Annotated in this window: 27 protein-coding genes, 2 tRNA genes and 1 pseudogene; 14 read left to right on the top strand and 16 right to left on the bottom strand. The window is 57.1% G+C overall.

What is annotated here, in order from left to right:
* Positions 1-34 precede the first annotated feature (34 nt).
* From BFV97_RS06260 to BFV97_RS06250, 3 genes are read right to left on the bottom strand one after another with little or no spacing between them, the layout of a single operon-like run.
* Positions 35-613, bottom strand: a complete 579-nt coding sequence (locus BFV97_RS06260; RefSeq protein WP_069299466.1) for a retropepsin-like aspartic protease family protein — start codon at positions 611-613, stop codon at positions 35-37.
* On the bottom strand, positions 610-1227 hold the full coding sequence (locus tag BFV97_RS06255; protein ID WP_069299465.1) for a MarC family protein: 618 nt from the start codon (positions 1225-1227) through the stop codon (positions 610-612). Before BFV97_RS06255 ends, BFV97_RS06260 begins: the two co-directional genes overlap by 4 nt.
* Positions 1224-3098: an ABC-F family ATP-binding cassette domain-containing protein gene (locus BFV97_RS06250; protein ID WP_069299464.1), complete on the bottom strand. Its 1875-nt coding sequence runs from the start codon at positions 3096-3098 to the stop codon at positions 1224-1226. The genes BFV97_RS06255 and BFV97_RS06250 overlap by 4 nt, the downstream gene beginning before the upstream one ends.
* Positions 3099-3213: 115 nt before the next feature.
* Here BFV97_RS06250 and ndk point away from each other — a divergent pair, with 115 nt between their 5' ends.
* Positions 3214-3636: a nucleoside-diphosphate kinase gene (gene ndk / locus BFV97_RS06245; protein ID WP_069299463.1), complete on the top strand. Its 423-nt coding sequence runs from the start codon at positions 3214-3216 to the stop codon at positions 3634-3636.
* 88 nt (positions 3637-3724) lie between these two features.
* Here the strand turns inward: ndk and BFV97_RS06240 are convergent, their stop codons facing one another.
* The 4 genes from BFV97_RS06240 to purM form a co-directional block, all read right to left on the bottom strand.
* Entirely contained in the window at positions 3725-5254 is a 1530-nt protein-coding gene (locus tag BFV97_RS06240) for a Tad domain-containing protein (protein WP_069299462.1), read from the bottom strand.
* Between the two features lie 10 nt (positions 5255-5264).
* Positions 5265-5669, bottom strand: coding sequence for a TadE/TadG family type IV pilus assembly protein (locus tag BFV97_RS06235; protein ID WP_069299461.1), 405 nt, complete (start codon positions 5667-5669; stop codon positions 5265-5267).
* Positions 5670-5985: 316 nt separating this feature from the next.
* Entirely contained in the window at positions 5986-6558 is a 573-nt protein-coding gene (purN, locus tag BFV97_RS06230; protein ID WP_069299460.1) for a phosphoribosylglycinamide formyltransferase, read from the bottom strand.
* Positions 6558-7601, bottom strand: coding sequence for a phosphoribosylformylglycinamidine cyclo-ligase (gene purM / locus BFV97_RS06225; protein WP_069299537.1), 1044 nt, complete (start codon positions 7599-7601; stop codon positions 6558-6560). The genes purN and purM overlap by 1 nt, the downstream gene beginning before the upstream one ends.
* A 94-nt stretch (positions 7602-7695) precedes the next feature.
* On the opposite strand from purM, the gene BFV97_RS06220 reads away from it, so the two are divergent.
* The 6 genes from BFV97_RS06220 (at position 7696) to BFV97_RS18940 (ending at position 11542) form a co-directional block, all read left to right on the top strand.
* Complete coding sequence (locus BFV97_RS06220) at positions 7696-8595, top strand: DMT family transporter (RefSeq protein ID WP_069299459.1); 900 nt, start codon at positions 7696-7698, stop codon at positions 8593-8595.
* Between the two features lie 53 nt (positions 8596-8648).
* Positions 8649-8725, top strand: a tRNA-Ile gene (locus BFV97_RS06215).
* Positions 8726-8942: 217 nt separating this feature from the next.
* Positions 8943-9752, top strand: a complete 810-nt coding sequence (locus BFV97_RS06210; RefSeq protein ID WP_157888274.1) for a hypothetical protein — start codon at positions 8943-8945, stop codon at positions 9750-9752.
* 85 nt (positions 9753-9837) lie between these two features.
* Positions 9838-10587 (top strand): hypothetical protein, encoded by a 750-nt coding sequence (locus tag BFV97_RS06205; protein ID WP_069299457.1) that lies wholly within the window; start codon positions 9838-9840, stop codon positions 10585-10587.
* A gap of 315 nt (positions 10588-10902) precedes the next feature.
* Positions 10903-11247: a DUF1127 domain-containing protein gene (locus BFV97_RS06200; RefSeq protein WP_069299456.1), complete on the top strand. Its 345-nt coding sequence runs from the start codon at positions 10903-10905 to the stop codon at positions 11245-11247.
* Between the two features lie 82 nt (positions 11248-11329).
* On the top strand, positions 11330-11542 hold the full coding sequence (locus BFV97_RS18940) for a hypothetical protein (RefSeq protein ID WP_069299455.1): 213 nt from the start codon (positions 11330-11332) through the stop codon (positions 11540-11542).
* On the opposite strand, the pseudogene BFV97_RS19020 reads toward BFV97_RS18940, so the two are convergent.
* The 4 genes and pseudogenes from BFV97_RS19020 to erpA all read right to left on the bottom strand — a co-directional run.
* Positions 11509-11625: pseudogene (locus BFV97_RS19020) on the bottom strand (exodeoxyribonuclease III); the annotation flags it as partial. The gene BFV97_RS18940 and the pseudogene BFV97_RS19020 overlap by 34 nt on opposite strands.
* Before the next feature lie 56 nt (positions 11626-11681).
* Positions 11682-12380 carry a hypothetical protein gene (locus BFV97_RS06190; RefSeq protein WP_069299454.1) on the bottom strand — a complete coding sequence of 233 codons (699 nt, stop codon included), beginning with the start codon at positions 12378-12380 and terminating at the stop codon, positions 11682-11684.
* Positions 12381-12488: 108 nt separating this feature from the next.
* A complete protein-coding gene (gene xth / locus BFV97_RS06185; protein ID WP_069299453.1) occupies positions 12489-13271 on the bottom strand; it encodes an exodeoxyribonuclease III in 783 nt (260 codons plus the stop codon).
* 83 nt (positions 13272-13354) lie between these two features.
* On the bottom strand, positions 13355-13684 hold the full coding sequence (gene erpA / locus BFV97_RS06180; protein ID WP_069299536.1) for an iron-sulfur cluster insertion protein ErpA: 330 nt from the start codon (positions 13682-13684) through the stop codon (positions 13355-13357).
* Between the two features lie 108 nt (positions 13685-13792).
* Between erpA and BFV97_RS06175 the strand changes: the two genes are divergently transcribed.
* From BFV97_RS06175 to BFV97_RS06145, 7 genes are all read left to right on the top strand, one after another.
* Entirely contained in the window at positions 13793-14923 is a 1131-nt protein-coding gene (locus tag BFV97_RS06175) for a deoxyguanosinetriphosphate triphosphohydrolase (RefSeq protein WP_069299452.1), read from the top strand.
* A 48-nt stretch (positions 14924-14971) separates the two neighbouring features.
* A complete protein-coding gene (argS, locus tag BFV97_RS06170) occupies positions 14972-16714 on the top strand; it encodes an arginine--tRNA ligase (protein WP_069299451.1) in 1743 nt (580 codons plus the stop codon).
* A gap of 174 nt (positions 16715-16888) precedes the next feature.
* Entirely contained in the window at positions 16889-17857 is a 969-nt protein-coding gene (locus BFV97_RS06165) for an SPOR domain-containing protein (protein ID WP_069299450.1), read from the top strand.
* Positions 17857-18864 carry a beta-N-acetylhexosaminidase gene (gene nagZ, locus BFV97_RS06160; RefSeq protein WP_069299449.1) on the top strand — a complete coding sequence of 336 codons (1008 nt, stop codon included), beginning with the start codon at positions 17857-17859 and terminating at the stop codon, positions 18862-18864. The genes BFV97_RS06165 and nagZ overlap by 1 nt, the downstream gene beginning before the upstream one ends.
* The gene (locus tag BFV97_RS06155; RefSeq protein WP_069299448.1) at positions 18857-19657 is read left to right on the top strand and encodes a segregation and condensation protein A; all 801 of its coding nucleotides are present in this window, start codon (positions 18857-18859) and stop codon (positions 19655-19657) included. Before nagZ ends, BFV97_RS06155 begins: the two co-directional genes overlap by 8 nt.
* 2 nt (positions 19658-19659) lie before the next feature.
* A complete protein-coding gene (gene scpB, locus BFV97_RS06150; RefSeq protein ID WP_069299447.1) occupies positions 19660-20316 on the top strand; it encodes an SMC-Scp complex subunit ScpB in 657 nt (218 codons plus the stop codon).
* A 73-nt stretch (positions 20317-20389) separates the two neighbouring features.
* Complete coding sequence (locus BFV97_RS06145; RefSeq protein WP_069299446.1) at positions 20390-20638, top strand: hypothetical protein; 249 nt, start codon at positions 20390-20392, stop codon at positions 20636-20638.
* 4 nt (positions 20639-20642) lie between these two features.
* Here the strand turns inward: BFV97_RS06145 and BFV97_RS06140 are convergent, their stop codons facing one another.
* The 5 genes from BFV97_RS06140 to BFV97_RS06120 all read right to left on the bottom strand — a co-directional run bounded on the left by BFV97_RS06140 (position 20643) and on the right by BFV97_RS06120 (position 24510).
* The gene (locus BFV97_RS06140) at positions 20643-21722 is read right to left on the bottom strand and encodes a 2'-deoxycytidine 5'-triphosphate deaminase (RefSeq protein ID WP_069299445.1); all 1080 of its coding nucleotides are present in this window, start codon (positions 21720-21722) and stop codon (positions 20643-20645) included.
* A 251-nt stretch (positions 21723-21973) separates the two neighbouring features.
* Positions 21974-22050 (bottom strand) — tRNA-Pro (locus BFV97_RS06135).
* Between the two features lie 66 nt (positions 22051-22116).
* A complete protein-coding gene (locus BFV97_RS18400; RefSeq protein ID WP_083225536.1) occupies positions 22117-23034 on the bottom strand; it encodes a MerR family transcriptional regulator in 918 nt (305 codons plus the stop codon).
* 15 nt (positions 23035-23049) lie between these two features.
* Positions 23050-23352 carry an integration host factor subunit alpha gene (ihfA, locus tag BFV97_RS06125; RefSeq protein WP_069299444.1) on the bottom strand — a complete coding sequence of 101 codons (303 nt, stop codon included), beginning with the start codon at positions 23350-23352 and terminating at the stop codon, positions 23050-23052.
* 180 nt (positions 23353-23532) lie between these two features.
* Positions 23533-24510 (bottom strand): beta-ketoacyl-ACP synthase III, encoded by a 978-nt coding sequence (locus BFV97_RS06120; protein WP_069299443.1) that lies wholly within the window; start codon positions 24508-24510, stop codon positions 23533-23535.
* Positions 24511-24527: the final 17 nt, after the last annotated feature.

The raw sequence follows: 24527 nt of genomic DNA, 5'->3' as shown, positions 1-24527 counted from the left end.
CGGCCTGCTTCAATGTTCCAAAAATACTCAGATCCTAAGGCCGCAGGATCATCCTGTCCCCGCGCATGGAGATCTCTGAAAACCGGCTGAGATAGGCCATCCCCAGTAGCGATCCGTTCATTTCTCCGCCATTGACCGAAGCCCGCACATCGTAATCCACCAGTTCCCCGAGCGCGACGCGGTCAAGCACGGTAGAGGCGGTTTCAACCACACCATTCGCGGTATTCGCCCGCCCCAGATAGCTGAGACTGTCAGGATCAATGCCGACTTTAATCGCATCCTGGCGGCTCAGAACGATTGAAGTTGCGCCGGTATCTACCACAAATGGAACAGTTTTTCCGTTCACTTCCAGCGCAAGGTAAAAGTGTCCGTCCCGTGCCCGCTGCACCACATAGCCGTCACTGCTGATGGTAGCGCGGGACGGCATGATCTGCTGTTTCAGCGTGTCGGAAAACCCGTAGGCGATGATCACGCCAACAAAAATCAGCCCCCAGATCGCGGCCTGTTGCAGCGACTTGCCCATTTTCTGACGATACCCGAACAAAAAGCCGCTGCCGACAAACAGCAGCAGCAGGGTCAGATAGAAAAAATAGGCCCGTTCGTCACCGCTCATATCACGCCCAACCCGTGCATCCCGTCTACGACGAACTGAACCGCGAGCGCCGCCAGCAGCATTCCCAACAATCGGGTCACAACATTGATCCCGACCTTACCGAGCAGGCGTTCGACAGGACCCGCCAGAAAGAACAGCGCCAGTACGAGGGCCAGTACCAGAAACAACGCGCCAAGGGTGATCGACAGCGCCTGCACGCGGTCGCTCCCGCCGCCCGCCAGCAGGATCACAGCCGCGATGGAACCCGGCCCCGCGATCAGCGGTGTGGCCAGCGGAAAGACCGATGGATCGGGCCGGTCAGAGGCTTCGGTCTGGTTGCCTCGCCGCTCTGCGCGTTTTTCAAACAGCATGTCCACCGCTGTCATGAACAGCAAAACACCCCCCGCAATTCGGAAGGCCGGCATGCCGATGCCAATGCCTTGCAGGATCTGATCGCCTGCAAAGGCGAACAGCAACAGCACAAACAGCGAAATTCCGGTAGAGCGCAGGGCAATGCCACGGCGCTCGGACTTTGTATGCTCGCTTGTCAGCGCGATGTAGAACGGCAGCAGGCCGATCGGGTCGATAACGAGAAAAATCGTAACGAAAGCAGTGACAAACAGATCAAACGTCATTGGCTCTTTGCAAGCTCCAGTTCTTCGGACGCGGCCATCCACAGTTCCTCGGCCCGTTTCAAACCGTCATTAATTTCGCGGGCTTTGCCCTGTAATAACATCAGTTTGTCGCGGTAAACAGGGGTGTAAAGATCGGGATCGGCCAGCCGGTCCTCGATTTTAGCTTTCAACTCTTCCAGCTTGGCAACGCGGGCTTCGCATTTGGACACTTCTGCCTGCAGGGGCGCAATCGCCTTGCGTTGTTCGGCGGCGGGCTTGCGTTTCTCGCGGGGTTTCTTCTTTTCGGGGGCTGCGGCGACACCGCCGCCGCCACGTTCGCTCAGCAGCAGTTTCTGATAGGCGTCCAGATCCTCGTTGAAAGGTTTGACGCTGCCATCCTTCACCAGCCACAGACGATCCGCCACCATGCCCACAAGATGGGGGTCATGGCTGACAAGGATTACCGCGCCGTCATAATCCATCAAGGCACGCACCAGTGCCTCGCGGCTTTCAATATCAAGGTGGTTTGTCGGCTCGTCAAGGATCACCAGATGGGGCGCATCAAGTGTGGCCAGCAGCATCGACAGCCGCGCCTTTTGCCCGCCCGACAGTTTGCCCACCAGCGTTTCGGCCTGTTCCGGCCCAACACCGCCTTGCGCCAGCCGCGAGCGCAGCTTGGCAGGTGGCATCTCGGGGCGTTCCCGTGCCAGATGTTGCAGCGGGGTTTCGTCCAGATGCAATTCGTCCACCTGATGCTGGGCAAAATAGCCGATACGCAGCTTGGAGGAGGCAATAACATCGCCGGTTTGTGGCTTTAGCCGATTGGCAAACAGTTTGGACAGGGTGGATTTACCCTGACCATTCGCCCCGAGCAGCGCGATCCGGTCGTCCTGATCAATCCGCAAGTTCAGGTTGCGCAGGATCGTGACATCGTCATAGCCCACATCCACACCGTCCAGTTTCATGATCGGCGGCGAAAGCTGTTCGGGCGAGGGGAAGTTGAACGAGGCCACGTTGTTTTCCGTTGCGGCCGCGATGGGTTCCATCCGCTCCAGCATCTTCAGACGGGACTGGGCCTGTTTCGCTTTGGATGCCTTGGCGCGGAAACGGTCCACAAAACTTTGCATATGGGCACGTTCTGCCGCCTGTTTCTTGGCCGCTGCCGCCAGCTCCGCCAGTTTTGCGCGGCGCACCGCATCGAACGTGTCGTAATTCCCCTGATAAAGCGTCAGCTTCTGGTCCATCAGGTGCAGGATCGAATTGACTGAGCGGTTCAGCAACTGGCGGTCGTGAGAGATCACTAGCACTGTATGGGGGTATTTCGCCAGATACCCTTCCAGCCAAAGCGTGCCTTCAAGGTCAAGATAGTTGGTCGGCTCATCGAGCAGCAGCACATCAGGTTCGGAGAACAGCACAGCCGCAAGCGCAACGCGCATTCGCCAGCCACCGGAGAAATCGGCGCAGGGGCGGGCTTGGGCCTCTTTGTCAAACCCCAGACCGTGCAGAATGGCCGCGGCGCGGGCCTCGGCGGAATAGGCGTCAATATCGCCAAGCCGTGCGTGGACTTCGGCAATGCGCACCGGATCGGTGGTGGTTTCAGCTTCTTCCAGCAGGGCGGCCCGTTCGGTGTCGGCCATCAGAACCGTGTCGAGCAGGCTGTCGTCCGATGCGGGTGCCTCTTGTGCGACACCGCCGATGCGGGCGCCACGGGGAATTTCGACACTCCCCCCGTCCATCGCCAGCTTGCCGGTGATCAGGTGGAACAGGGTCGTTTTGCCCGTCCCGTTGCGTCCGACAAAGCCCACTTTGTGGCCGGTCGGAATCGTTGCGGAAGCGCCGTCAAACAAGGGACGGCCCGAAATCGAATAGGATATATCTGTCAGCTTTAGCATGCCTCGCAATGCCCCAGTGACCCGATACTGTCAACAGGGGCTGAATGGGTGCTTTCCAATAAGGATGTTCCATGCTATCGCACCGCCAAATTCACCAACCCAAAGGACAGTCAAAATGGCTCTCGAACGTACTTTCTCTATCGTCAAACCAGACGCAACAAAACGCAACCTGACTGGCAAAATCTGTGCCATGCTGGAAGACGGCGGCCTGCGCATCATCGCACAAAAGCGCATCCAACTGACACTTGCCCAAGCTCAGGCGTTTTACGCGGTCCACAAAGAGCGTCCGTTCTACGACGAACTGTGTGAATTCATGGTTTCCGAGCCGATCGTTGTTCAGGTTCTGGAAGGTGAAAACGCCATCCTGCGCAACCGTGAAATCATGGGCGCAACAAACCCTGCCGATGCTGACGAAGGTACGATCCGCAAAACCTTCGCTCTGTCCTTGGGCGAAAACTCCATCCACGGCTCCGATGCCCCTGAAACAGCCGCTGAAGAAATCGCATATTTCTTCTCCGGTCTGGAACTGGTTGGCTAAGCCGACAGATTTCTTGGGGCAGAATTTACCTGTCTCATAGAAAAAGGGCCCTGCGGGGCCCTTTTTTGTGCCTGTCCGAACGGCCTGTTCAGCCAGAGGTAACGTGGCGGATAACGCCCATGATCGGGGCAACCTCGGTGCTGGGATTGTCGCAGCTGTAATAGTTGTGATGGGTCGTCACGTCTATGTCGCCGGACGTATGGATCCCCACACCGTAGTGATCCGAATTGCCCGACCCGCCAGAGGCAAGATGGATCGCGCCGTCAATAACCAGCGTCAGGTTGGTGGCCAGAAACTTGGCCGCCATATGCACGTCGGCATTGGTCATGATCGTCACACGATCCAAGGGATCGCAGGAATAGTTCGACGCGCCGATTGTGGTGCCGGACGATCCGGAGATGCCGCTCTCACTGCTGGTAACGATCATGGTTCCCAGTAAATCCGCTGATCTGCCAAAGTTCACAGGGCAATTCGTGATCACCGCCAAATCCTTCAAGGGCGCGTTGGAAAAATCGAGCGACGACACAGAGGCAACCTCGCTTCCGGAGCCGCTCTGGTTCTTTTTCTTGCCTTTGCCGTTCCCATTGCCGCCGCCATTTCCATTCCCATTTCCGTTGCCGTTGCCGTTCCCCGAACCGGAAGAACCGGAGGCGGTGCAGCTTACATTATAGGTCAGACCTTCGGGAATATCGTCCATCAGCGAAAATTCGGTTGCAGAGATTTCGATAACCGAGCCCCGTTCCAGATAGGCGGTTTCGTAATTCAGCGCGGCAAGAGAGGACAGATCGCGGTCCAGCGCACGCCCTTCAAAGAAGGCTTCCTTGATAGCGCTGTCACCGGAGCCGAGAAAAGACATTTCCGTCCGTTCGATCCAGTCGGCAATATCGGGCATGATATATTTGGTTTCATAGGCCGCTTCGACGATGCCGGGGTTCTTGGTATTATCGTCACATTTTGCACAGAGGCTAAGGTCGGGCATGCTGACATAGGACCCGTCTTCAAACGCATTGTGGTTTGACATGGTCACGTATTCGTCACTGTGCAGACAGATATTCCGTCCGAATTCATTGTGAGAGCGAAGCTGGATATTGCCTTGGGCAAACAGACCTTCGGTGTTGCTGCACTTTTGCGTGCCCGCCATTGCAGTGGCCGCGGATGCAGAAAAAGTCCATTCTTCCAGCCCGACCCAGTTCAAAAGAAAGGTCGATACGCCGTTTTTGGTAGATTCATCGCGCCGCAGGGTCACGCCAACCGCGTTTGCCATGCCGGAGTCGCTCCAGCTGGAATCTTTGGGGTTGTAATGGGCAACCTTGATGTCGGAGGTGGCGTTCGCGATGACCGGACCGAATACATCGCTGGGATAGTTCTGCTGGACCGAGGCAACTGCCGCCGCCCGCGCTTCGCCTTTGGATCCGGTGTTCATCAGCGCCACCAGCCCCGCGTGGGAGGCCGCTTCGGCGGTGACGGTCAGGTGCTCTTTGGCGTTGCGGGCGTTTGAGACGTCAATGGCAAAACCGGCTCCGGCGGCCAAAACGGCAAACCACGCAAGGTTCCAGCCGGTCGCGCCACCGTCTTCGTCGCGCAGAAAATCGGAAATTTGATGCTTGATACGGGTCATGGGTCTATCCTTAAATCGGCTCTAGCGCATAGGTGACTTCGGCAGAGATTTCGGTTCCCTGAAGAACCTTGAAAATGCCGAAAGACGCGATTGTGTCGGCGTATCCGATCAATCGAACGGTTACGTCATTCGCGGTGATTTTTACCTCTGTTTCCGGTTCAACACCGGAGTATGTAGCCATTTTCTTCGCGTAGGCTTCTGCCTCGGTCTCATCCATGGCGTGTCGGGCGACTTGTCGGGCTGTATCCCGCGCAACACCCCAGTAATTTGTTTTATAAGCAAAAATTGTGCCCACATCGACCGCACCTGTCATCAGGGCGACAAACACCGGAACCCAGAGCATGAATTCCACACTCACCCCGCCGTCTTCGTCGCGTCGGGTCCGTTTTAATAATTTGGAAAAGCTTGAACGCATGTCGAACTTCCCTTCTGGCTAATTGCTTTGCTTCCCTCAATATGTCGGGCAAATGCGGTCAGAAGTGGGAGGAATTGGGTTAATATTAAAAATTTCCGTAGTTTTATTGATTTTTTAAGTTATTGTTTTTACATGGAAAGTTAAGCGTTTACGTTTGGTTAACCTTTAGTTGTGCGGATTAAGGTGTAATTGTCCGAGAATTGTCACAATTTCCGCACATTCCAGCAGAGACGGATTCGCCGGTTTTCCGATGGGGAAACAGCCCGCTTTGCAAGTCGCTCACTGTTTCCGAACCATAATAAAGCAGAGAGGCGTCTTAGCCGCGTTGGGCGATAAAGTTGCGCAGGGCGGTCGGGTAGAGTTTATGTTCCTCCACCAGAACACGGGCGGCAAGGTCATCGGCGGTGTCCCCGTCCAGCACCGGAACGCGGGCTTGACCAAGGATCGGGCCGTCATCGAGCGCGGCTGTGACCAGATGCACGGAACACCCGGCTTCGGTGTCGCCCGCATCAAGGGCACGCTGGTGGGTGTGCAGCCCTTTATATTTCGGCAGCAGGGAAGGGTGGATGTTCAGCATCCGGTTTTCCCATTGCGCAGTAAATTCAGGCGTCAAAACCCGCATAAACCCAGCGAGACAGATTAAGTCGGGATTGTACTGCGCCAGAATTTTTGAGATTTCCGCTTCAAAACCGGCGCGGTCACTGTAATCGCGGTGATCTACAGCGGCGGTCGGCACACCGCGGGCGTCCGCTTTGGCCAACCCGCCGGCTTTTGACGAATTGGCCAACACCAGCACAGGTTCCGCCCCGAAAGACGGGTCTTCCATCGCATCCAGCAGCGACAGCATGTTGGAACCGCCGCCCGAGATGAAAATGGCAACCCGCGTCATCAGAGCGAACCGGAGTAGGATACCCCACTGCCAGCAACAACTTTGCCGATGGTCATCGCGGCGACACCTTCACCTTTCAGTGCAGCCAGAACGTCCTGCGCCTGATCTGCAGCGGCAATGGCAATCATGCCCAGACCGCAGTTAAAGGTTTTGAGCGCCTCAGCCTGATCCAGACCGGCGCCTTTGATCAACCAGTCAAAGACGGGCAGGCGGGTCCAGGCATCAAGGTCGATTTCAGCCCCCAGACCTTCGGGCAGGGCGCGGGGCAGGTTTTCTGTCAAACCGCCGCCTGTGATATGGGCCAGACCGTGCAGTCCGCCGGTTTCCAGCGCGGCCACCGCAGGGCGGACGTAAATTTTTGTCGGTTCCAACAAGGCTTCGCCCAGTGTGCCGTCACCGAATGGCGATGGCGCATCCCAGCCAAGACCGGACTGTTCGACAATCTTGCGCACCAGCGAATAGCCGTTGGAATGCACACCGCTTGACGGCATCCCGATCAGCACATCGCCTTGCGCGACATTTGCGGGCAGCATTGCGCCCCGTTCCATCGCGCCGACCGAGAAGCCTGCCAGATCGAAATCATCCGCTTCATACATGCCGGGCATTTCGGCGGTTTCCCCGCCAACCAGTGCAGTGTTGGCCTGACGGCAGCCCTCTGCAATGCCCTCGATCACTTTGGCGGCACTGTCGACATCCAATTTCCCGGTGGCGAAGTAATCAAGGAAGAACAGCGGCACCGCGCCCTGACAGATCAGATCGTTGACGCACATAGCCACCAGATCAATGCCGACCGTGCCCACGTGACCTGTATCAATGGCAATGCGCAGCTTGGTGCCAACCCCGTCTGTCGCGCTGACCAGAACCGGATCGTTAAAGCCCGCAGCCTTCAGGTCGAACATCGCGCCAAAACCGCCAAGCCCGTCCATGACGCCGGGGCGTTTGGTGCTGCTTGCAGCGGGTTTGATGCGATCTACCAGCGCGTTACCGGCATCAATGTCTACACCGGCATCGGCGTAGGTCAGGCTGTTCTTGCGGTCGTTCATGTGGGCCTCCAGAATCTCTTGCATCCCTGTAACGTAAGGGCGCTTCGTTGAAAACAGCCATTGCGCCGCGGTGGGACTGGAATAGAGTGCCCGAATGACACAGGACCGCCCGCTTCTTGGAATAGCCTTTATGACAGGCTTTTGTATCTTGGCCCCGCTTGGGGATGCCATTGCAAAAGTGCTTGGCGATTCGGTGCCTTTGTTGCAGTTGCTACTGGTGCGCTTTGTGGCGCAGACGATGCTGCTTTGGCCGGTTATCTGGTTCACCCGATTGCCAGTGCGTTTGCCCCGCAGGTTGTTCTGGCTGATGGTGCTGCGCACGCTTTTACATATTCTTGGCATTGGCATGATGTTCAGCTCGCTGCGCTACCTGCCGCTGGCCGATGCAATTGCCATCGCCTTTGTGATGCCTTTTATCATGCTGCTACTGGGCCGCTATGTTCTGGACGAAGAAGTCGGCCCGCATCGTCTTATGGCCTGTCTGGTGGGGTTCATTGGCACACTCCTTGTGATCCAGCCGAGCTTTGCCGCCGTGGGTTGGCCCGCTTTGCTGCCCCTTGGTGTGGCGGTGAACTTCGCGCTGTTTATGCTGGTAACACGGCGGGTGGCCAAAGAGGTGGATGCCATGAACTTGCAAGCCCAGTCCGGCGTGATCGCGGCGCTGCTGATCGGTGCGGTGCTGCTGGCCTTTTCCGGCAGCGACATAGAGATGCTGGGAACGATTGCCCCGAATACACAGGAATGGCGTCTTCTGGTTGCCATCGGCGTGCTTGGTACGGTAGCGCATCTGTTGATGACATGGTCGCTGCGGTTCGCCCCTTCTGCAACACTGGCCCCGATGCAGTATCTGGAAATTCCGATGGCGACGATCGTGGGCTATCTGATCTTTAACGATCTGCCCGATCCACTGGCGGCAACCGGCATCTGCATCACCATCGGCGCAGGGCTCTATGTGATCTTTCGCGAACAGCAATTGTACCGCAAGGCTGCCTGAAAGATGCTTGACCCTGACGCAGTGCTTGGGTATCGCTTTGCCCACCCTTACGGGGGCCTGTAGCTCAGTTGGTTAGAGCAGAGCGCTCATAACGCTTTGGTCGTAGGTTCGAGTCCTACCGGGCCTACCAATCTTTCCAAACATCTTGCAATGCACTGCCTGCATTTGTTGCCGGGCCGGGAGAAAACATCATCATGCTGACAACGCGACTGCGCAAAATTGCTCTGACCTTAAGGTTCCGGTGGCAATTATGCTCCAGACTTGGGCTGTTCGCCGTCAGAGGATTGCGGGTCAGAAAGATCGAAGATCGCTCCATTGTTGCCACGGGGTCCTACAAGGGGCAGCGGGTGGTTTATAAACAATACCCCCGCGACAAAGCTGCCGTCAGCGCCAAACGCGCCTGCACAGAGTTGCAATTTCTAGAGACCAATCTGCCCGAACCCTATTATGTCAACAATTGCCTTGAGACCGTGCCGGAACTGGGGGTCGTGATCCTGAAATGGGTCGATGGGGACACGGTGCGGTCCCTCTATAATGCGGCAGAACAGCCGGAACGGGAAGCCATCGTGCTACAAGTTGCAGGCTGGCTGAAAGCCTGTGCCGATCTGCGGCGCAAAGAGAAACCCCTGCGGGCCGCGCAGTTTGTGTCCCGTTTGGACGTTTCGGATAACGACACCCTAAGCGGCGAAGAACGCACCCTGTTGAACGGGATGCTGGCGGAAATGGCTTCTCTTGCAGATCAGATAGAAGGCAAGCCGGTGGATCACACCAGCGCCCATGACGACATGACTTTGGTGAACCTCAAGATCTGGGAAGGCGGGCTTTATGCAATCGACATCAACAGGGAACGCTGGCTGCCCCTGATGCGCATGGCGGCCCGTTTTCTGGTGATGAAGGATTTCTTCTCGTCTCCGGACGGGCAGAGGCTGTTTCACGGCCTGCCAGAGAAAGAGGCACGAATGTTTCTTAAAGCTGCCGGCGTGGCCCTGCGGCAAAAGCGTGTGGTCCGCTACTTTATCGCAGAGCAAATGGTGCGGGTCTATGTGGCCAGAGAAACCGATGCCGAGAAACAGGAATTTGCCCGTCAGCGGATGCGCGCCTTTCTGGAAGGAGCGCCAAAAGACGCCGAAACAGAGGGGCTTGTCGCTGCAACGTAAACCTGCTTGAACACTGAGATACAGATTTAAATGAAGCTGGGCGGGTCCGAACAGGGGGCGGTGCGGCACAAAAGCAGGAAAATATATGCTCGATTACGGTTCCTTTTGCTATCTTGATGTCCAGAAGACCGGATCGAGCTTTATCGTCGATTTCCTCAAACGTCATATCGCGGAAGAGCCTGTCAGGTTTATCAAGCACCGGCGCGTGTCTTTCAAACAGGTCAAACAGGATGACGGCACGTTTTACTTCATCACTGCGCGGGACCCGCTCGACCAGTATAAAAGCCTGTATTATTTCGGCCTGACCAAAACCGGCAGCCCGATCCGTCGCCGTTTGGACCGGCACTTCAGTGAGGGAAACAGCCTTTACGCCGATGGTCCGGCGGGCTTTCCAAAATGGCTGGAGTTCATGCTTGACCCGCAGAACGCCCATTTCTACGAGGCGCCTTATGCCGACACCCATGCGGGACTGTTCGGATATATGACCTATCGCTACCTGACCCTCGCGTTGCCTGGAAAACACAAGGAACTGAATGCGTTCAAGGATCGTGATCAGGTGGTCCGGCGGTACAAGAACAAGGGCCTGCCCCAAGTGGTGATCCGCAACGAAAGCCTGAACGGGGATCTTGCCGCGCTGATCAAGGCGGAACTTGCGCCGAAGTTTGAGGATGCAGAGGCGGCTGTGAACGAGTTGATGACGTCTGACGCCCGCATCAACGCCTCAAAGCGGGATGACGCCAAGGATGTCCTCTCTGATGATCTGCTGCGGGCGGTACAGGATCGCGAATGGTTCCTGTTCCAGCAGCTTGGCTATCCGGCTTACGTTTCCGACTGACCCGACTGGCTCGATTGCGCGTCCGCGACTGGCGGGCTGCAACGGACAGAAGGTCGCAGCGCGGGGCGGCCTCTTGAAACAGGTGCCCGCAGCGCCCATATGCAAGGCATGTCGATAACACTGTGTCATAAGAAGGTCCTGCGTCCCGCAGGAAATCTACTGAACCGCGGTTAGCCCCGGGTCAGGCGGGCTGTTTGCCTGCTTTGACCTCGGGGTGATGTTGGAATTTCCTTCTTTCAATCCAGACACGAGCGCAACAGGCGCCGCAATGCCTGTGACCGCGTTGCCGGTCACGTGCCGGAGACGGCTTTGCGCATGTCTGGAACCTTCACAGTTTCGGAGAACGACATGCAAACCTATCTTTCACAACGTAACTACCTCTCTCCCGCCGCCCCCTATGCCGGTGCGATCAGGCAACGGGGTCGTGTCGCGCGGATTATCGGGGATCTGGGACGGTCTTTGTATCGCCGCTGGCAGCGCCGCAAGATGATCGACGCGCTTCAGGCGCTGGATGACCGGTTGCTGCACGACATGGGCATCCGCCGCGGCGAGATCCGCTATGTGGTGGGCCGCTTCACTGACGAGGAACTGGGCATGACCCCCGTGAGCCGCGCAACAGCGGCCACGCCTGAAGCCGACGGGATCCATCAGGCCGGTTAACGCCACGCCCCGTTCGCGCGTCCCCGATTTACAGGTGACGCGCTGTTCAGAAAATCCCGTTACGTTTCAGAGGAGTTGCGACATGTTGATCCGCCAAAACCATTTCAAATCACCCGAGTTAAGGTCGAAAAGACGCCCCTCGGCCGGCCGCGCAAGGATTGTTTTCAAGAAACCGTCACCGTCCTGTCTGGCCCGTTGGGAAGACGATGGCGGTCCGCCCGCCCTTCACCCCGCCCATGCCGCCAGCGCTGCTGCGCTGGCTCAGGCGTCCAGTTCGACCCAGATCGGGACGTGATCGCTGGGTTTCTCGCGACCCCGCGTGTCGCGGTCGATCTGACAGTCTAGCAACAGGTCGGCGCATTGCGGGGTCAGCAGGAACCGTGGATTGCAATGCCAAAACGGTAGATTATTTATGAGTTTAGATTTTGCAGTAATTAGTAATCTAATGGCCACTTCTCAGGCTCTCCATACCATTCAAAAACCGCAAACAATTCATTTAATATATTCTTAAGTTTAATTAGTGATTCTGCGGAGAAACTTATAGATTTTGGTATTCCGTCCGCCCCTATGGTTGTGAGGCTGTCACCTGTTTGTGCGCCCACAATAGATATATGCGGAGGCATAGGCTTGCCTCCATTTTTTATTTTCCGCCGTCTTTCTTCCGCGTGAGCAATAGAATTTCGAACGTCCCTCGCATCAGGGAACGCATTTTCCAGTTGCTCTTTGAAAGGTGAAAAATCTACGTCAATGAGATCGTCGGAATCGGTGGCAGGTCCCAACTTAATTATGTTTATTGTTCGCACCACGGTAAAGACAAAGGCGTCGCGTTGTATTTTGTAAAAGTGGTTTTCTATCGCTGATGGGTATCGATTTTGTTGCGCCTCGCGAAGCGCTTCTTGGTTGCCTTTCTCGGCTAACTCCGCTTCGAATAGTGCCCGCTTGGTGTGCGTGTCATGGTAGCGGGAGAAAAGAATTAGACTCGCCCATGCGGAACAGTACTCTTCCGTCAATTCAGTCACAAATTCTCTAGCTGAATATTCCCATTTCTTTTTTAAATTATCTTTAATGTGTTGAGGAGCAATAATTCTAAGACCAGGTACAGTTAGCTTTAATTCTGGCAAAGGTTTGTTCATAGCCGCAATCCTCAATGAAATAATTTCTAAAATTAACTTGGCATTCGTTTTCTTATGTGAAGAATTCTTATGTGAAGAAAAACTGACGGTCGTTGATAGTCAGTGGGTTTACGCGTCCAGTTCGACCCAGATCGGGACGTGATCGCTGGGTTTCTCGCGACCCCGCGTGTCGCGGTCGATCTGGCAGTCTAGCAACAGGTCGGCGCATTGCGGGGTCAGCAGGAAGTGGTCGATGCGGATGCCTTGGTTTTTGTTCCAGCGGCCCGCCTGATAATCCCAGAAGGTGAAATTCATCGGCGCCTGATTGCGGGCGCGGAAAGCTTCGGTAAAGCCGAGGTTCTTGATTCGCTCAAATGCAGCGCGGGACTGGGGCAGATAGAGCGCATCCTCCAGCCACGGTTTCACATCCCAACAATCTTCGGGCTGGGGGATCACATTGTAATCGCCAGCCATCAGTGCCGGTTCTTCAGCATTCATCAGATCGCGGGCGCGGGCGTGCAGACGCTCCATCCAGGCCAGCTTGTAGTCGTATTTCGGTCCGGGGGCCGGATTGCCGTTGGGCAGGTACAACCCACAGACACGAACAGCCGTTTTGTCCCCGATCACCGTAGCTTCAATCCAACGGGCGTGGTCGTCTTCGTCATCACCGGGCAGGCCACGTGTGATGTCTTCCAACGGCAGTTTGGAAAGGATCGCCACACCGTTAAAGGATTTCTGCCCGTGGGTTTCCACTTGGTAGCCCAGATCCTCAATCGGTTCGCGGGGGAAGTTTTCATCCACCGATTTGATTTCCTGCAACAGGGCCACATCCGGTTTCGCCTCTTCCAGCCACTGCAAAAGGGCAGGCAGGCGGGCTTTGATCCCGTTGATATTGAAGCTGGCGATTTTCATGTGGGTTGGTCCTTTGATTGCCGCGCAAATATCGCGGCAATCCTGTCAGAGAACAAGCGCAAACCGGACCCGCGAGGGGCGGTTTACATGCTGAAGCTGGTGCCACAACCACAAGAGCTGCTGGCATTTGGGTTTTCGATCACAAAGCGTGCGCCGATCAGTTCCTGACTGAAATCAATCACCGCATTGGTCAAAAAGGGCAGGGACACACTGTCCACCAGCACCTTCTGTCCGTCTTTTTCAAGGATCAGATCGTCATCGGCAGCCGTCTCTTCCAGCTTGATTTCGTACTGAAAGCCCGAACAGCCGCCGCCTTCAACGGCGACGCGCAGGCATTGGGCCGCAGTTGCGCCTTCGTTGATTTCGGCAAGCCGTTCAAACGCGCGGTCGGTTACTTTAGGGGGCAGGGACAAGTCCATCTGTTAACGTCCACATCAATCGTGTAAGGTTTCCCTAAACATAGGCTGCGATAAACGCGGCATCAAGGACAAGACAGACGTTTAGATCGGGGCCTCAATCAAATGTTAGCGAATTATGCCAGTAATCCTGCGAATAGCAGGGGTCGGCTTGTGGATGAGGGGCACTCGGCCCACCGCTCGGCCTTTCAGCGGGATCGGGACCGGATCATCCACTCCACGGCCTTCCGCCGTCTTAAACATAAAACGCAGGTTTTTGTAGAGCATGAAGGTGATCACAACCGCACCCGTCTGACCCATTCCATCGAGGTCGGGCAGGTGGCGCGGACGATTTCCGGTGCACTGGGCCTGAACGTCGAACTGACAGAGGCGGTGGCGCTGGCCCATGATCTGGGCCACACGCCGTTCGGTCACGCCGGAGAAGATGCGCTTGATGAATGTATGGCGCCTTACGGCGGGTTTGACCACAACGCGCAGGCCATCAAGATCGTCACCGATCTGGAGCGCCATTATGCGGAATTTGACGGTCTGAACCTGACGTGGGAATGTCTGGAAGGCATCGCCAAACACAATGGTCCGGTGTTGGGGGAAATCCCCTTCGCGCTGGCGGAATATAACGCCAAACACGATCTGGAACTGCACACCCACGCGAGTGCCGAGGCACAGGTCGCCGCCCTGTCCGATGACATCGCCTATAACAATCACGATCTTGATGACGGGCTACGTGCAGGTCTTTTCCAGATTGACGACATTCTGCACCTGCCGCTGGTCAAACCCTGCTTTGCCGAGGTGGACCGCAAGTACCCCAATCTGGACCCCGACCGCCGTCGCCATGAATCCCTGCGCCGTGTCTTTGGTCTGATGGTAGAGGACCTGCTGACCGAAAGCCGCATCTGGCTGGAAAAATCCGGCGCGCAAACTGCGCAGGACATACGCAATCTGGACCATCCGGTGATTGCCTTTTCAGACGAACTGCTGTCCGGTCTGAACGCAATCCGAGAGTTTCTTTACGCCAATATGTACCGCCACGCGGACGTTCTGGTGGTGCGTGAGGAAATGACTGCCGTGCTGCGCGATCTGTTCCACCGTTTTATGGACCACCCCGAATTGCTGCCCGAGGGCTGGACCCCCTATAGCGACGATTTCGCCCGCGCCCGACTGGTGGCGGATTACGTTTCGGGCATGACAGACCGCTTTGCGCTGAAATTGCACAAGGAGTGGGGCGGGGTGAGTTGACCCTTTGCGCCAACATGCTAAACCCCGCCTGATACATAGGAAAGCGCCATGAACCTTTTTGCAGACATCAGAACACTTGTGCTCGACAGCCTGACAGCCCTTCAGTCCGAAGGCGTGCTTCCGGGCGATCTGGATTTCACCAACGTCGCGGTAGAACCGCCCCGCGATGCCCTGCACGGGGATATGGCCACCAATGCGGCGATGGTGCTGGCGAAACCTGCCAAATCCAAACCCCGCGACATTGCCGAGGCGCTGGCCGCGAAACTGTTGCAGGACGACCGGATTAAAGCTGCGGATGTGGCTGGGCCGGGCTTTTTGAACCTGACGCTCGACCCTGCAAGCTGGACTGCGATTGTGCCTCAAGCGATCAAATCCGGTGCGGATTTCGGGCGCTCTGACATGGGGCAGGGCAAGAAGGTTAACGTGGAATATGTCTCTGCCAACCCCACAGGTCCGCTGCACGTAGGCCATACGCGCGGCGCGGTCTTTGGCGATGCGCTGGCCAGCCTGCTGGATTTTGCCGGTTATGACGTGACGCGGGAATATTACATCAACGATGGCGGTGCGCAGGTGGATGTGCTCGCCCGTTCTGCCTATCTGCGGTATCTGGAAGCCAACGGACAGGAAGTGGCCTTTGAAGACGGCACCTATCCCGGCGACTATCTGATCCCTGTGGGGGAGGCGCTGAAGGAAAAATACGGCGATAGCCTTGTGGGCAAACCGGAATCCGAATGGCTGGCCGATCTGCGGGCCTTTGGCACCGAGGCGATGATGGATATGATCCGCGCTGACCTGAAGGCGCTCAACATTGAAATGGATGTGTTCTATTCCGAGAAGTCGCTTTACGGCACGGGCCGGATCGAGGTGGCGATCGACAGTCTGAAAGACAAGGGCCTGATCTACGAGGGCGTGTTGGAACCCCCGAAAGGCAAGAAGCCCGAAGACTGGGAACCGCGCGAACAAACCCTGTTCAAATCCACCGAACACGGCGATGATGTGGACCGTCCGGTGAAAAAATCGGACGGGTCATGGACCTATTTTGCCCCCGACATCGCCTATCACTACGACAAGATTTCCCGCGGCTTTGACGAATTGATCGACATTTTCGGTGCCGATCACGGCGGTTACGTGAAACGGATGAAAGCGGCGGTCTCGGCCCTGTCTGAAGGTCAGGTGCCGGTGGACATCAAGCTGACCCAGCTTGTCAAATTGTTCAAAGACGGTGAGCCGTTCAAAATGTCCAAACGGGCAGGGACGTTCATCACCCTGCGCGATGTGGTGGAACAGGTGGGCCCCGATGTGACCCGCTTTCACATGCTGACCCGCAAACAGGACGCGCCGCTAGACTTTGATTTCGACAAAGTGCTGGAGCAATCCAAAGAAAACCCTGTGTTCTACGTGCAATACGCCAATGCGCGGATCTGTTCAGTGATGCGCAAGGCGAACGAGGCTGGCGTGGACACATCTGATGCGATCCTTGCAGCGGCGGATATGGGCGCGAACACCCATCCGGCGGAACTGGCGCTGGCCCGCAAACTGGCAGAATGGCCGCGTTTGCTGGAACTGGCTGCAAAACACAACGAACCGCACCGCGTGTCTTTCTACCTTTATGAGCTGGCAGCGGAATACCATTCCCTGCACAATCTGGGCAAAGCCGAACCGCAACTGCGCTTCTGGCAGGCGGATAATACCGATCTGTCCCTGTCTAAAATTGCCCTGATCCGTGCCGTTTCGGTTGTTTTATCCGCCGGTCTTGGTATTCTGGGCGTGACCCCGATGACAGAAATGTAAATCGGGCGTTTTGCGACTGAAAAGAAAACGTCCACAGGCACCGGCCCGCAGGGGTTCGGGTGGTATCAAGAGTAACAGTCCCGAAACGCACATAAAAGGCGGAATAACCGCTTGTTTCGGGGGCTGAGCAGTTAAGCACATGCGAGAGCCTGTGCGAGTAAAGAGGCGAAACTGATGTCCAAGAAGAAAACGGAGTCGAAATCCAAACCGACGGAAGCTGTCGGAGGTTTGGGTGTTGTGCGAACTGCGGTCAACTGGGGTGTCGCTGGCCTGTCAGTCGCTGTCGTCGGCGGCTTTGTGTACTGGACGGTCAGCCTTGGCACCCGCGACCCCCATGACGTTCCCATCATCCGTGCGATGGTCGGCCCGTCCCGTATTGCGCCGGAAGATCCGGGCGGCATGCAGGCGTCCCATCAGGGGCTGGCGGTGAACTCGGTACAGGCGGAAGGGGGCGTTGCAGCCCCTGCAAATACTGTGGTGCTGGCACCTGAACCGGCTCGACTGTCACAAGATGACCTGCCCGCGGGTGAAGCGGCACAGATCACCCGTGTCTCTGCCAAGGCAGAGGACGACACCAGCCTTGAGGCCATCAACGAAGAAACCGACATCGACGTAGAAATTGAAAGTGCCGAGGACGAACCCGCCGAAGCCGATCTCGACGCGCTTGAGATCGTAGAAGACGTGGCAGAACAACTGGCCGAGCGGGAACAGGCCAATGTGGACCCTGCCACGATCCCGCGCCGCAATATTCGCGGCACGCAATATTCTCCTTCGGCATCGTCCCGTCCGCAGGTGCGCCCGAATAATCTTGAAACCCAGATCACCCGCGTGCAGCCGACCTCCTCCCAAGCGGACGAAGTGCCGGAATTCCAAAGCGTGGACTCCGTTCCCGCAGGAACACGGCTGATCCAGCTTGGCGCCTATGACAGTGCGGAACTGGCCAAAGCGGACTGGCTGAAACTGCTCAAGAAACACAACCACCTGCTGGAAGACAAAAAGCGGTTGGTGATTGCGGCGAAGTCCGGCGGGCGCAAGTTCTATCGTCTGCGGGCTGCCGGATTTGACTCGCTGGATGAATCCCGTGCGCTTTGTTCTGCGCTGCTGGCGGTTGGCACGCCCTGTATTCCCGTGACGGCCCGGTAATGGCGCCCCGTGCTGCCATATTCGGCTGTCTCGGCCCTGTGCTATCCGCCGCGGAAACGGCCTTTTTTCGGGACGCGGACCCATGGGGGTTCATCCTCTTTGCCCGCAACATCGAAACACCGGACCAGTTGCGCAAACTGACCGCCCACTTGCGCGAGTCTGTGGGCCGTGACGCCCCGATCCTGATAGATCAGGAAGGCGGTCGTGTTGCGCGGTTGCGCCCCCCCCACTGGCGGGAATGGGATGCGGCTCTTGACTTTGCACAGCGGGCAGGGGCCAACGCACCACAGGCCATGCACCTGCGCGGGCGGATGATTGCGGCCGAGCTTTATGACCTCGGCATAGATGTGAATTGCGCACCGATGCTGGATGTGGCCACGGACGACAGCCACGAAATTATCCTGAATCGCTGTTACGGCCATGATCCCGAAACGGTTGCCGCCAACGGACGGGCACTGGCCGAAGGCCAACTGGCGGGCGGCGTGTTGCCGATCATCAAACATATTCCGGGCCACGGGCGGGCATCGCTCGACAGTCATTTTGACCTCCCCAAACTCGACACGCCGCTGGCGGACCTGCAAGCCTCTGATTTCGTGCCGTTCTCGCGCTTGTCGGACCTGCCAATGGCAATGACGGCCCATATTATCTATTCCGCCATCGACCCGCAGAACTGCGCCACCCTGTCCCCTGCAGTGATTGACGTGATCCGGCAGGACATCGGCTTTGGCGGACTGCTGATGACCGATGATCTGTCAATGAAGGCGCTGTCCGGCAGCTTTGAGGATCGCACCGCCCGTGCGCTGACGGCGGGCTGTGATGTGGTTCTGCACTGCAACGGAGAGCGGGCGGAGATGGAACCGATCCTGAGCGAAACACCCGCGCTGTCCGGTCTGGCTGCAACCCGCGCGGAGGCCGCACTGGCGCAGCGCCACACGCCAGAACCCTTCGATCCGACGCAAGCCGAAGATGCGCTGGCACTGTTGCGGGAAGACGCGGTTCATGGTTGAACAAACCTCCCCCGACGGAACAGATGCCGTGCTGGACGCAACACAGGCGCGGATCGCTTCAGAGGCGTTGCTGATTGATGTGGACGGCTATGAGGGACCGCTTGACCTGCTGCTGACGCTGGCGCGGACGCAAAAGGTGGACCTGCGCAAGATTTCGGTGCTGGCGCTGGCGGAGCAATACCTTTCCTTTGTGGATCGTGCGAAAACCCTGCGGATCGAACTGGCGGCGGATTATCTGGTGATGGCGGCTTGGCTGGCCTTCCTGAAATCCCGCTTGCTGCTGCCGGTTGACCCGCAGGAAGACGGACCTTCGGGGGAAGAACTTGCCGCGCATCTGGCGTTCCAGCTGGAACGGCTTGAGGCAATGCGCCGTGCGGCGGCCAAGCTGATGGCACGGGACCAATTGGGGCGGGACTTTTTCGCACGCGGCCTGCCCGAAGACACTGGCGTCAAGAAAACCGTCGTCTACAAGGCCACTGTGCTAGACCTGATGCAAGCCTATGCACGGCTGAAAACCAAAGACAGTTTTGCGCCCCTGCATTACGCCGAACGGGATAGCGTCCTGACGATGGAACAGGCGCTGGAGCGGATGAAATCCCTGATGGGCCATGCTCTCGAATGGTCCGACCTGTCACAATTCCTGCCCGACGGCTGGTCTGATGATCCGAAAAAACGACGCTCTGCCACGGCAGCTTCTTTTGCGGCGGCGCTGGAACTGGTCAAGAACGGCTCGCTCGAGATTCGCCAGTCCGACACATTCGCGCCCATCGAGCTGCGCAAAAAAGGGATCTGAGCATGTCCGATGATAAACCGGAACAGCCCGCCAACATCACCGAGAGCCTGTTTGAAGCGCCCCCGATGGCCGAACAGGAACGGATGATCGAAGCGATCCTTTTTGCCACCAATACGCCGCAAACCAAGTTGCAGATTGAAAACCGGATGCCTCACGGCTCCGACGTGGCCGAGGCAATCACCCGCCTGCGCAAACGCTATGACGGGCGCGGCGTAAATCTGGTGCGCGTGGGGGAGGCTTGGGCCTTTCGCACCGCCGCCGATCTGGGCTTCCTGATGCAAAAAGAGCAGGTGGAGACCCGCAAGCTCAGCCGTGCTGCCATCGAAACCCTCGCCATTATCGCCTATCACCAACCCGTCACCCGCGCCGAGATCGAGGAAATTCGTGGGGTTTCTGTATCTTCCGGTACGATTGACATGCTGATGGAACTGGACTGGATCAAACTTGGCCGCCGCCGCATGACACCGGGACGGCCCGTTACCTTTATCGTCACACAGGTGTTTCTGGATCACTTCGGCCTTGAAAACGCCCGCGATCTTCCGGGCGTCAAGGAATTGCGCGATGCGGGGCTGCTGGACAACCGTCCACCTCCGGGCGCGTTGCAAATCCCGAGCGACGATCCCGACAGGGCCGAAGAACAAGACGATATGTTCGGCTGATCCGGCCAATTGGAATGTGGGGCGCGACGCTCTATACTCTGACAGAGGCATAATGCGGGCAGGAGCCAATGCAATGAATGTAAACCAGATTGTAAACCTGATCATCCGGATGATCATGCGGCGCGGTATTAACGCGGGGATCAACAAGGGTATGGGAATGGCGCGGGGCGGCAACAAGTCCCGCAATCAGGCCAAACAAAGCCGCCCGCCCATGACACCCGAAGAAGAAGCCGAGTTTCAGGAGTTCAGGCGCCAGAAGAAACTGGCGCGCAAACAGGCTGAAAAGCAAAAGCGCAAGAATGATCCGATAGACCGGATGTAGGGCGCTACATGCGGAAGTGTTTGGACAATTTCAGACCCTGACCCTGATAATTGGATTTAAGGTCAGCGCCATAAAGAACATCCGGCACTTCTGCCATATATTCATAAACCAGTCGCCCGACGCTTTGGCCGTGTTCCAGCGCGAAAGGGGCCTCGTGGCAGCGCACTTCCAGCACGCCCCGTGATCCGGTGCCCCCGGCGGCGGAATGGCCGAATCCGGGATCGAAAAAGCCTGCATAATGGACGCGGAATTCCCCCACCATCGCCAGATAGGGTGCCATTTCCGCTGCGCAATTGGGCGGAATATGGACCGCCTCGCGGCTGACAAGGATGTAAAACGCCCCGGGATCAAGGATGATGCCGCCAGTGCGTGTGGTCACAGGTTCCCAAAACTCTGCCGGATCGTAATGATTGATCCGGTCCAGATCAATCAATCCGGTATGGGGTTTGGCGCGATACCCCACCAGACCGTTTTTATCGCCGTTCAGATCCACCGAGAACCCCAGTCCGTTGTCGATCTGGGCAATGCCGTCCACAAGGCCGATTTCTTCGTGCAGGGCGGCCAGAGCGTCGTCAGACAGTTCCGATTTGCCACGGCGAAAGCGGATCTGGTTCAATCGCATGCCCGGGCGCACCAGAACGGAAAAACTGCGCGGGCTGATTTCGGCATAAAGCGGGCCTGTGTAGCCCTTTTCAATCCGGTCGAATTCGATCCCGTGATCCGTGATACAGCGGGTGAACAGATCAAGCCGTCCGGTCGAGCTTTTGGCGTTGGCCACTGCGTTCACTTCGGGCGGCAGGTTCAGGGATTCCATCAGCGGAACCACATAGACACAGCCCTTTTCCAGCACCGCACCCTGACGCAAGTCAATCTCGTGCATCTGGAATTCCTGCAAACGCTCTGCCACGGTGCCATTGGCCCCCGAAAGGAAAGAGGCCCGCACCCGCCACGCCTTTGTGCCCAGACGCAGGTCGAGAGAGGCCGGCTGAATTTGTCCCTCTACAGGGGGAACTGTGCTGCGGATTTCTCCGCGCTCCAGCATCTTTGCAATGGACTGGCTGGAAACTACGCCTTTTGTTGTCATAACGATCCCTTACCCTGCGTTTTACGGGGCTTATGCCGTATTTTAAGCCGCGCTGCACTTAAAAAAAGTTTCGAGCGGCACAGGTGTGTGGACAGGGCGGGAATTGGATATTTGACCCAAAAAGAGCCGCACCCCGCGCACCTTGAACGCTGACGGCTCTTTTTGGCAAAATATCCGCGGGGTCCGGGGCCGCCAGCCCCGGTCGGGCCGCGGTTTGTGACTGAATTGACCGGAGGAGTTGGTGGGGGAAATGGTCGGGCTAGCAGGATTCGAACCTGCGACCTCTCGTCCCCCAGACGAACGCGCTACCAAGCTGCGCTATAGCCCGACACTTGGCGATCATGTAAGGGTTTGCGCGCGGCTCTGCAAGTCAGAACTGCACCGAACCAACAAGTTATGACGGCCGGTTTTCCCGCTGGTTGATAGAGCGGCGCATTTTGTTGCGGGCCATGCGCAGGCTGTAATACAGCATTTCGATTTCGCCCATGGTTTTGGAATCGTAATCATCCGGAGTACCGATCCGATAGGGGGCGTTCATGACCATATCGGGCACCAGTCCGGCCCAGTCCTCGGCTTCTTCATCTGCGGCGGCTTTGGCCTGTGCTGCTTGTTGGGCGGCGGCTTGACGTTCTGCCTCTGTTGCTTTGGCCTGCATTGCTGGATCGCTGACGGTATCAGCGTCTGTATCTGCACCGGCGTCTGTGGCGTCCGTTTCAGCGGCGTCAGCCGGCTCCTGCGCGGGTTCTTGTGGAGCCGGTGTGTCTGCTTTTGTCTTGGCGACGGCGGGTTCTTCTTCGGGTGTATCCTGGGTCATCGGCGTTTCCTCCGGGGAAGGGGCTGATTCTGTTACCGGTTCCGCAGCCGCTGGCGCGATGGTTTCTTCTTCCGGTTCTGCGGCTGGTTTGGCCTTTTTGACCACGCGCACCTCTACGGCGGGCTTGGCCTTGGGCGCGTCCTGTGCGGTTTCCTGCACCATCTTGGCAATATCCGCCTTATCCGCAGCATCCGCCGAAGACTGCGGTGTGACCACGGGCGTGTTGATATCCGGTGACAGTTCCATCACATGTTTGACGCCCTTATCCTTCAAAAGCGCCTTGGCCGCCTTGATTGTCAGCTCGTCAAAATGCAGCAGTTTCTTGATGCCCCCCAGCAGCATCATATCCTCGGGGCGATAATACCGCCGGCCGCCGGCGCGTTTCACCGGTTTGATCTGGGGAAAGCGACTTTCCCAGAAGCGCAGGACATATGTTGGCGTGTCTAGCCATTCAGAAACCTCTGAAATGGTGCGAAACGCGTCTGGAGATTTACTCATTTACTCTTGGTCCCTTTAGGACTTGTTACCGTTGGCCACACGGTCCTTCATCAGATGAGAAGGCCGGAAGGTCAACACGCGGCGGGGCCGGATTGGCACCTCTTCGCCTGTTTTCGGGTTGCGACCGATGCGTTCGGTCTTGTCGCGGATGCTGAACGTGCCGAATGACGAAATCTTTACATTTTCGCCGCTGACCAAAGCGTCCGAGATATTATCCAGCACGCTTTCCACCAGATCGGCTGATTCATTGCGTGATAGTCCTACTTCGCGAAACACGGATTCACTCAAATCCATACGTGTTAAGGTCTTACCGCCCATAACTGTCTCCCTGTTCTATGCACGAACACTAGGAGAAATCAGATTTACCTGTCAACTGCAACGCATTGGTACTTAAGAAATAATTAGCGTCAGTTCGGGGAAACCCCTTGAGGGGGCAGGAGTTTCGCTGGACGGGTCAAGCGGCTGAACCGTATGGAGAAAACGCATTTGCGGTGCGAATCACCAGCGCAGAACCACAGAGCCCCAAGCCAGACCGCCGCCGATGGCTTCGGCCACCAGAAGCTGGTTCTTGCGGATCATACCTTTTTCCACCGCCACGGACAGGGCCAGTGGAATAGAGGCAGCAGAGGTGTTTCCGTGATCCTGCACCGTGACCACAACCTTTTCCATCGGCACCCCGAGCTTGCTGGCTGTGCTTTTGATAATGCGCAGGTTTGCCTGATGGGGCACCACCCAATCCACGTCCTCATGGGTCAGGCCGGCTTTGTGCAAAGAGGCATTGGCGGTTGCGGCCAGTTTGGAGACCGCGTGTTTGAAGACCTCGCGTCCTTCCATCACCAGATGACCGGTGGACTGGGTCGAGGACACGCCACCATTCACGTAAAGCAAATCATTGTACTGCCCGTCAGAGTTCAGATCCGTCGCCAGAATGCCCCGGTCGCTGCTTTCGCCGCTACCTTCCTGTGCTTCAAGGATCAGCGCCCCTGCACCGTCTCCGAACAGGACACAGGTGGTGCGGTCTTCCCAGTTCATAATCCGGCTGAAGGTTTCCGCACCGATCACCAGAACCCGTTTGGCCTGACCCGACACGACAAGCGCATCCGCATTGGCCAGCGCAAAGGCGAACCCGGCGCAGACCGCCTGAATGTCAAAGGCAAAGCCGCCCGTCATGCCCAGACGATGCTGCACCTTGGTGGCGGTAGACGGGAAGGTTTGATCCGGGGTAGAGGTCGCCAGCACGATGGCGTCAATATCCGCACCTTGAAGTCCGGCGTTCGTCAGCGCGTTTTGGGCAGCTTTCACAGCCAGATCAGAGGTGAATTCCCCTTCGGCGGCGAAATGGCGGCGCTCAATACCGGAGCGGGACTTAATCCACTCATCTGATGTATCCAGTTTCGCTGCAAATTCCTCGTTTGGAACAACACGTTCGGGCAGATAGTGCCCAATGCCAATTGCAACTGATCGGATCGTCGTCATTATTCAGAATTTCCCGG

Source organism: Neptunicoccus sediminis (assembly GCF_001719615.1).
GTDB classification, from domain to species: domain Bacteria; phylum Pseudomonadota; class Alphaproteobacteria; order Rhodobacterales; family Rhodobacteraceae; genus Amylibacter; species Amylibacter sediminis.
Note: the sequence above shows the minus strand (reverse complement) of the source record. Positions and strands in the feature narration are given on the sequence as shown.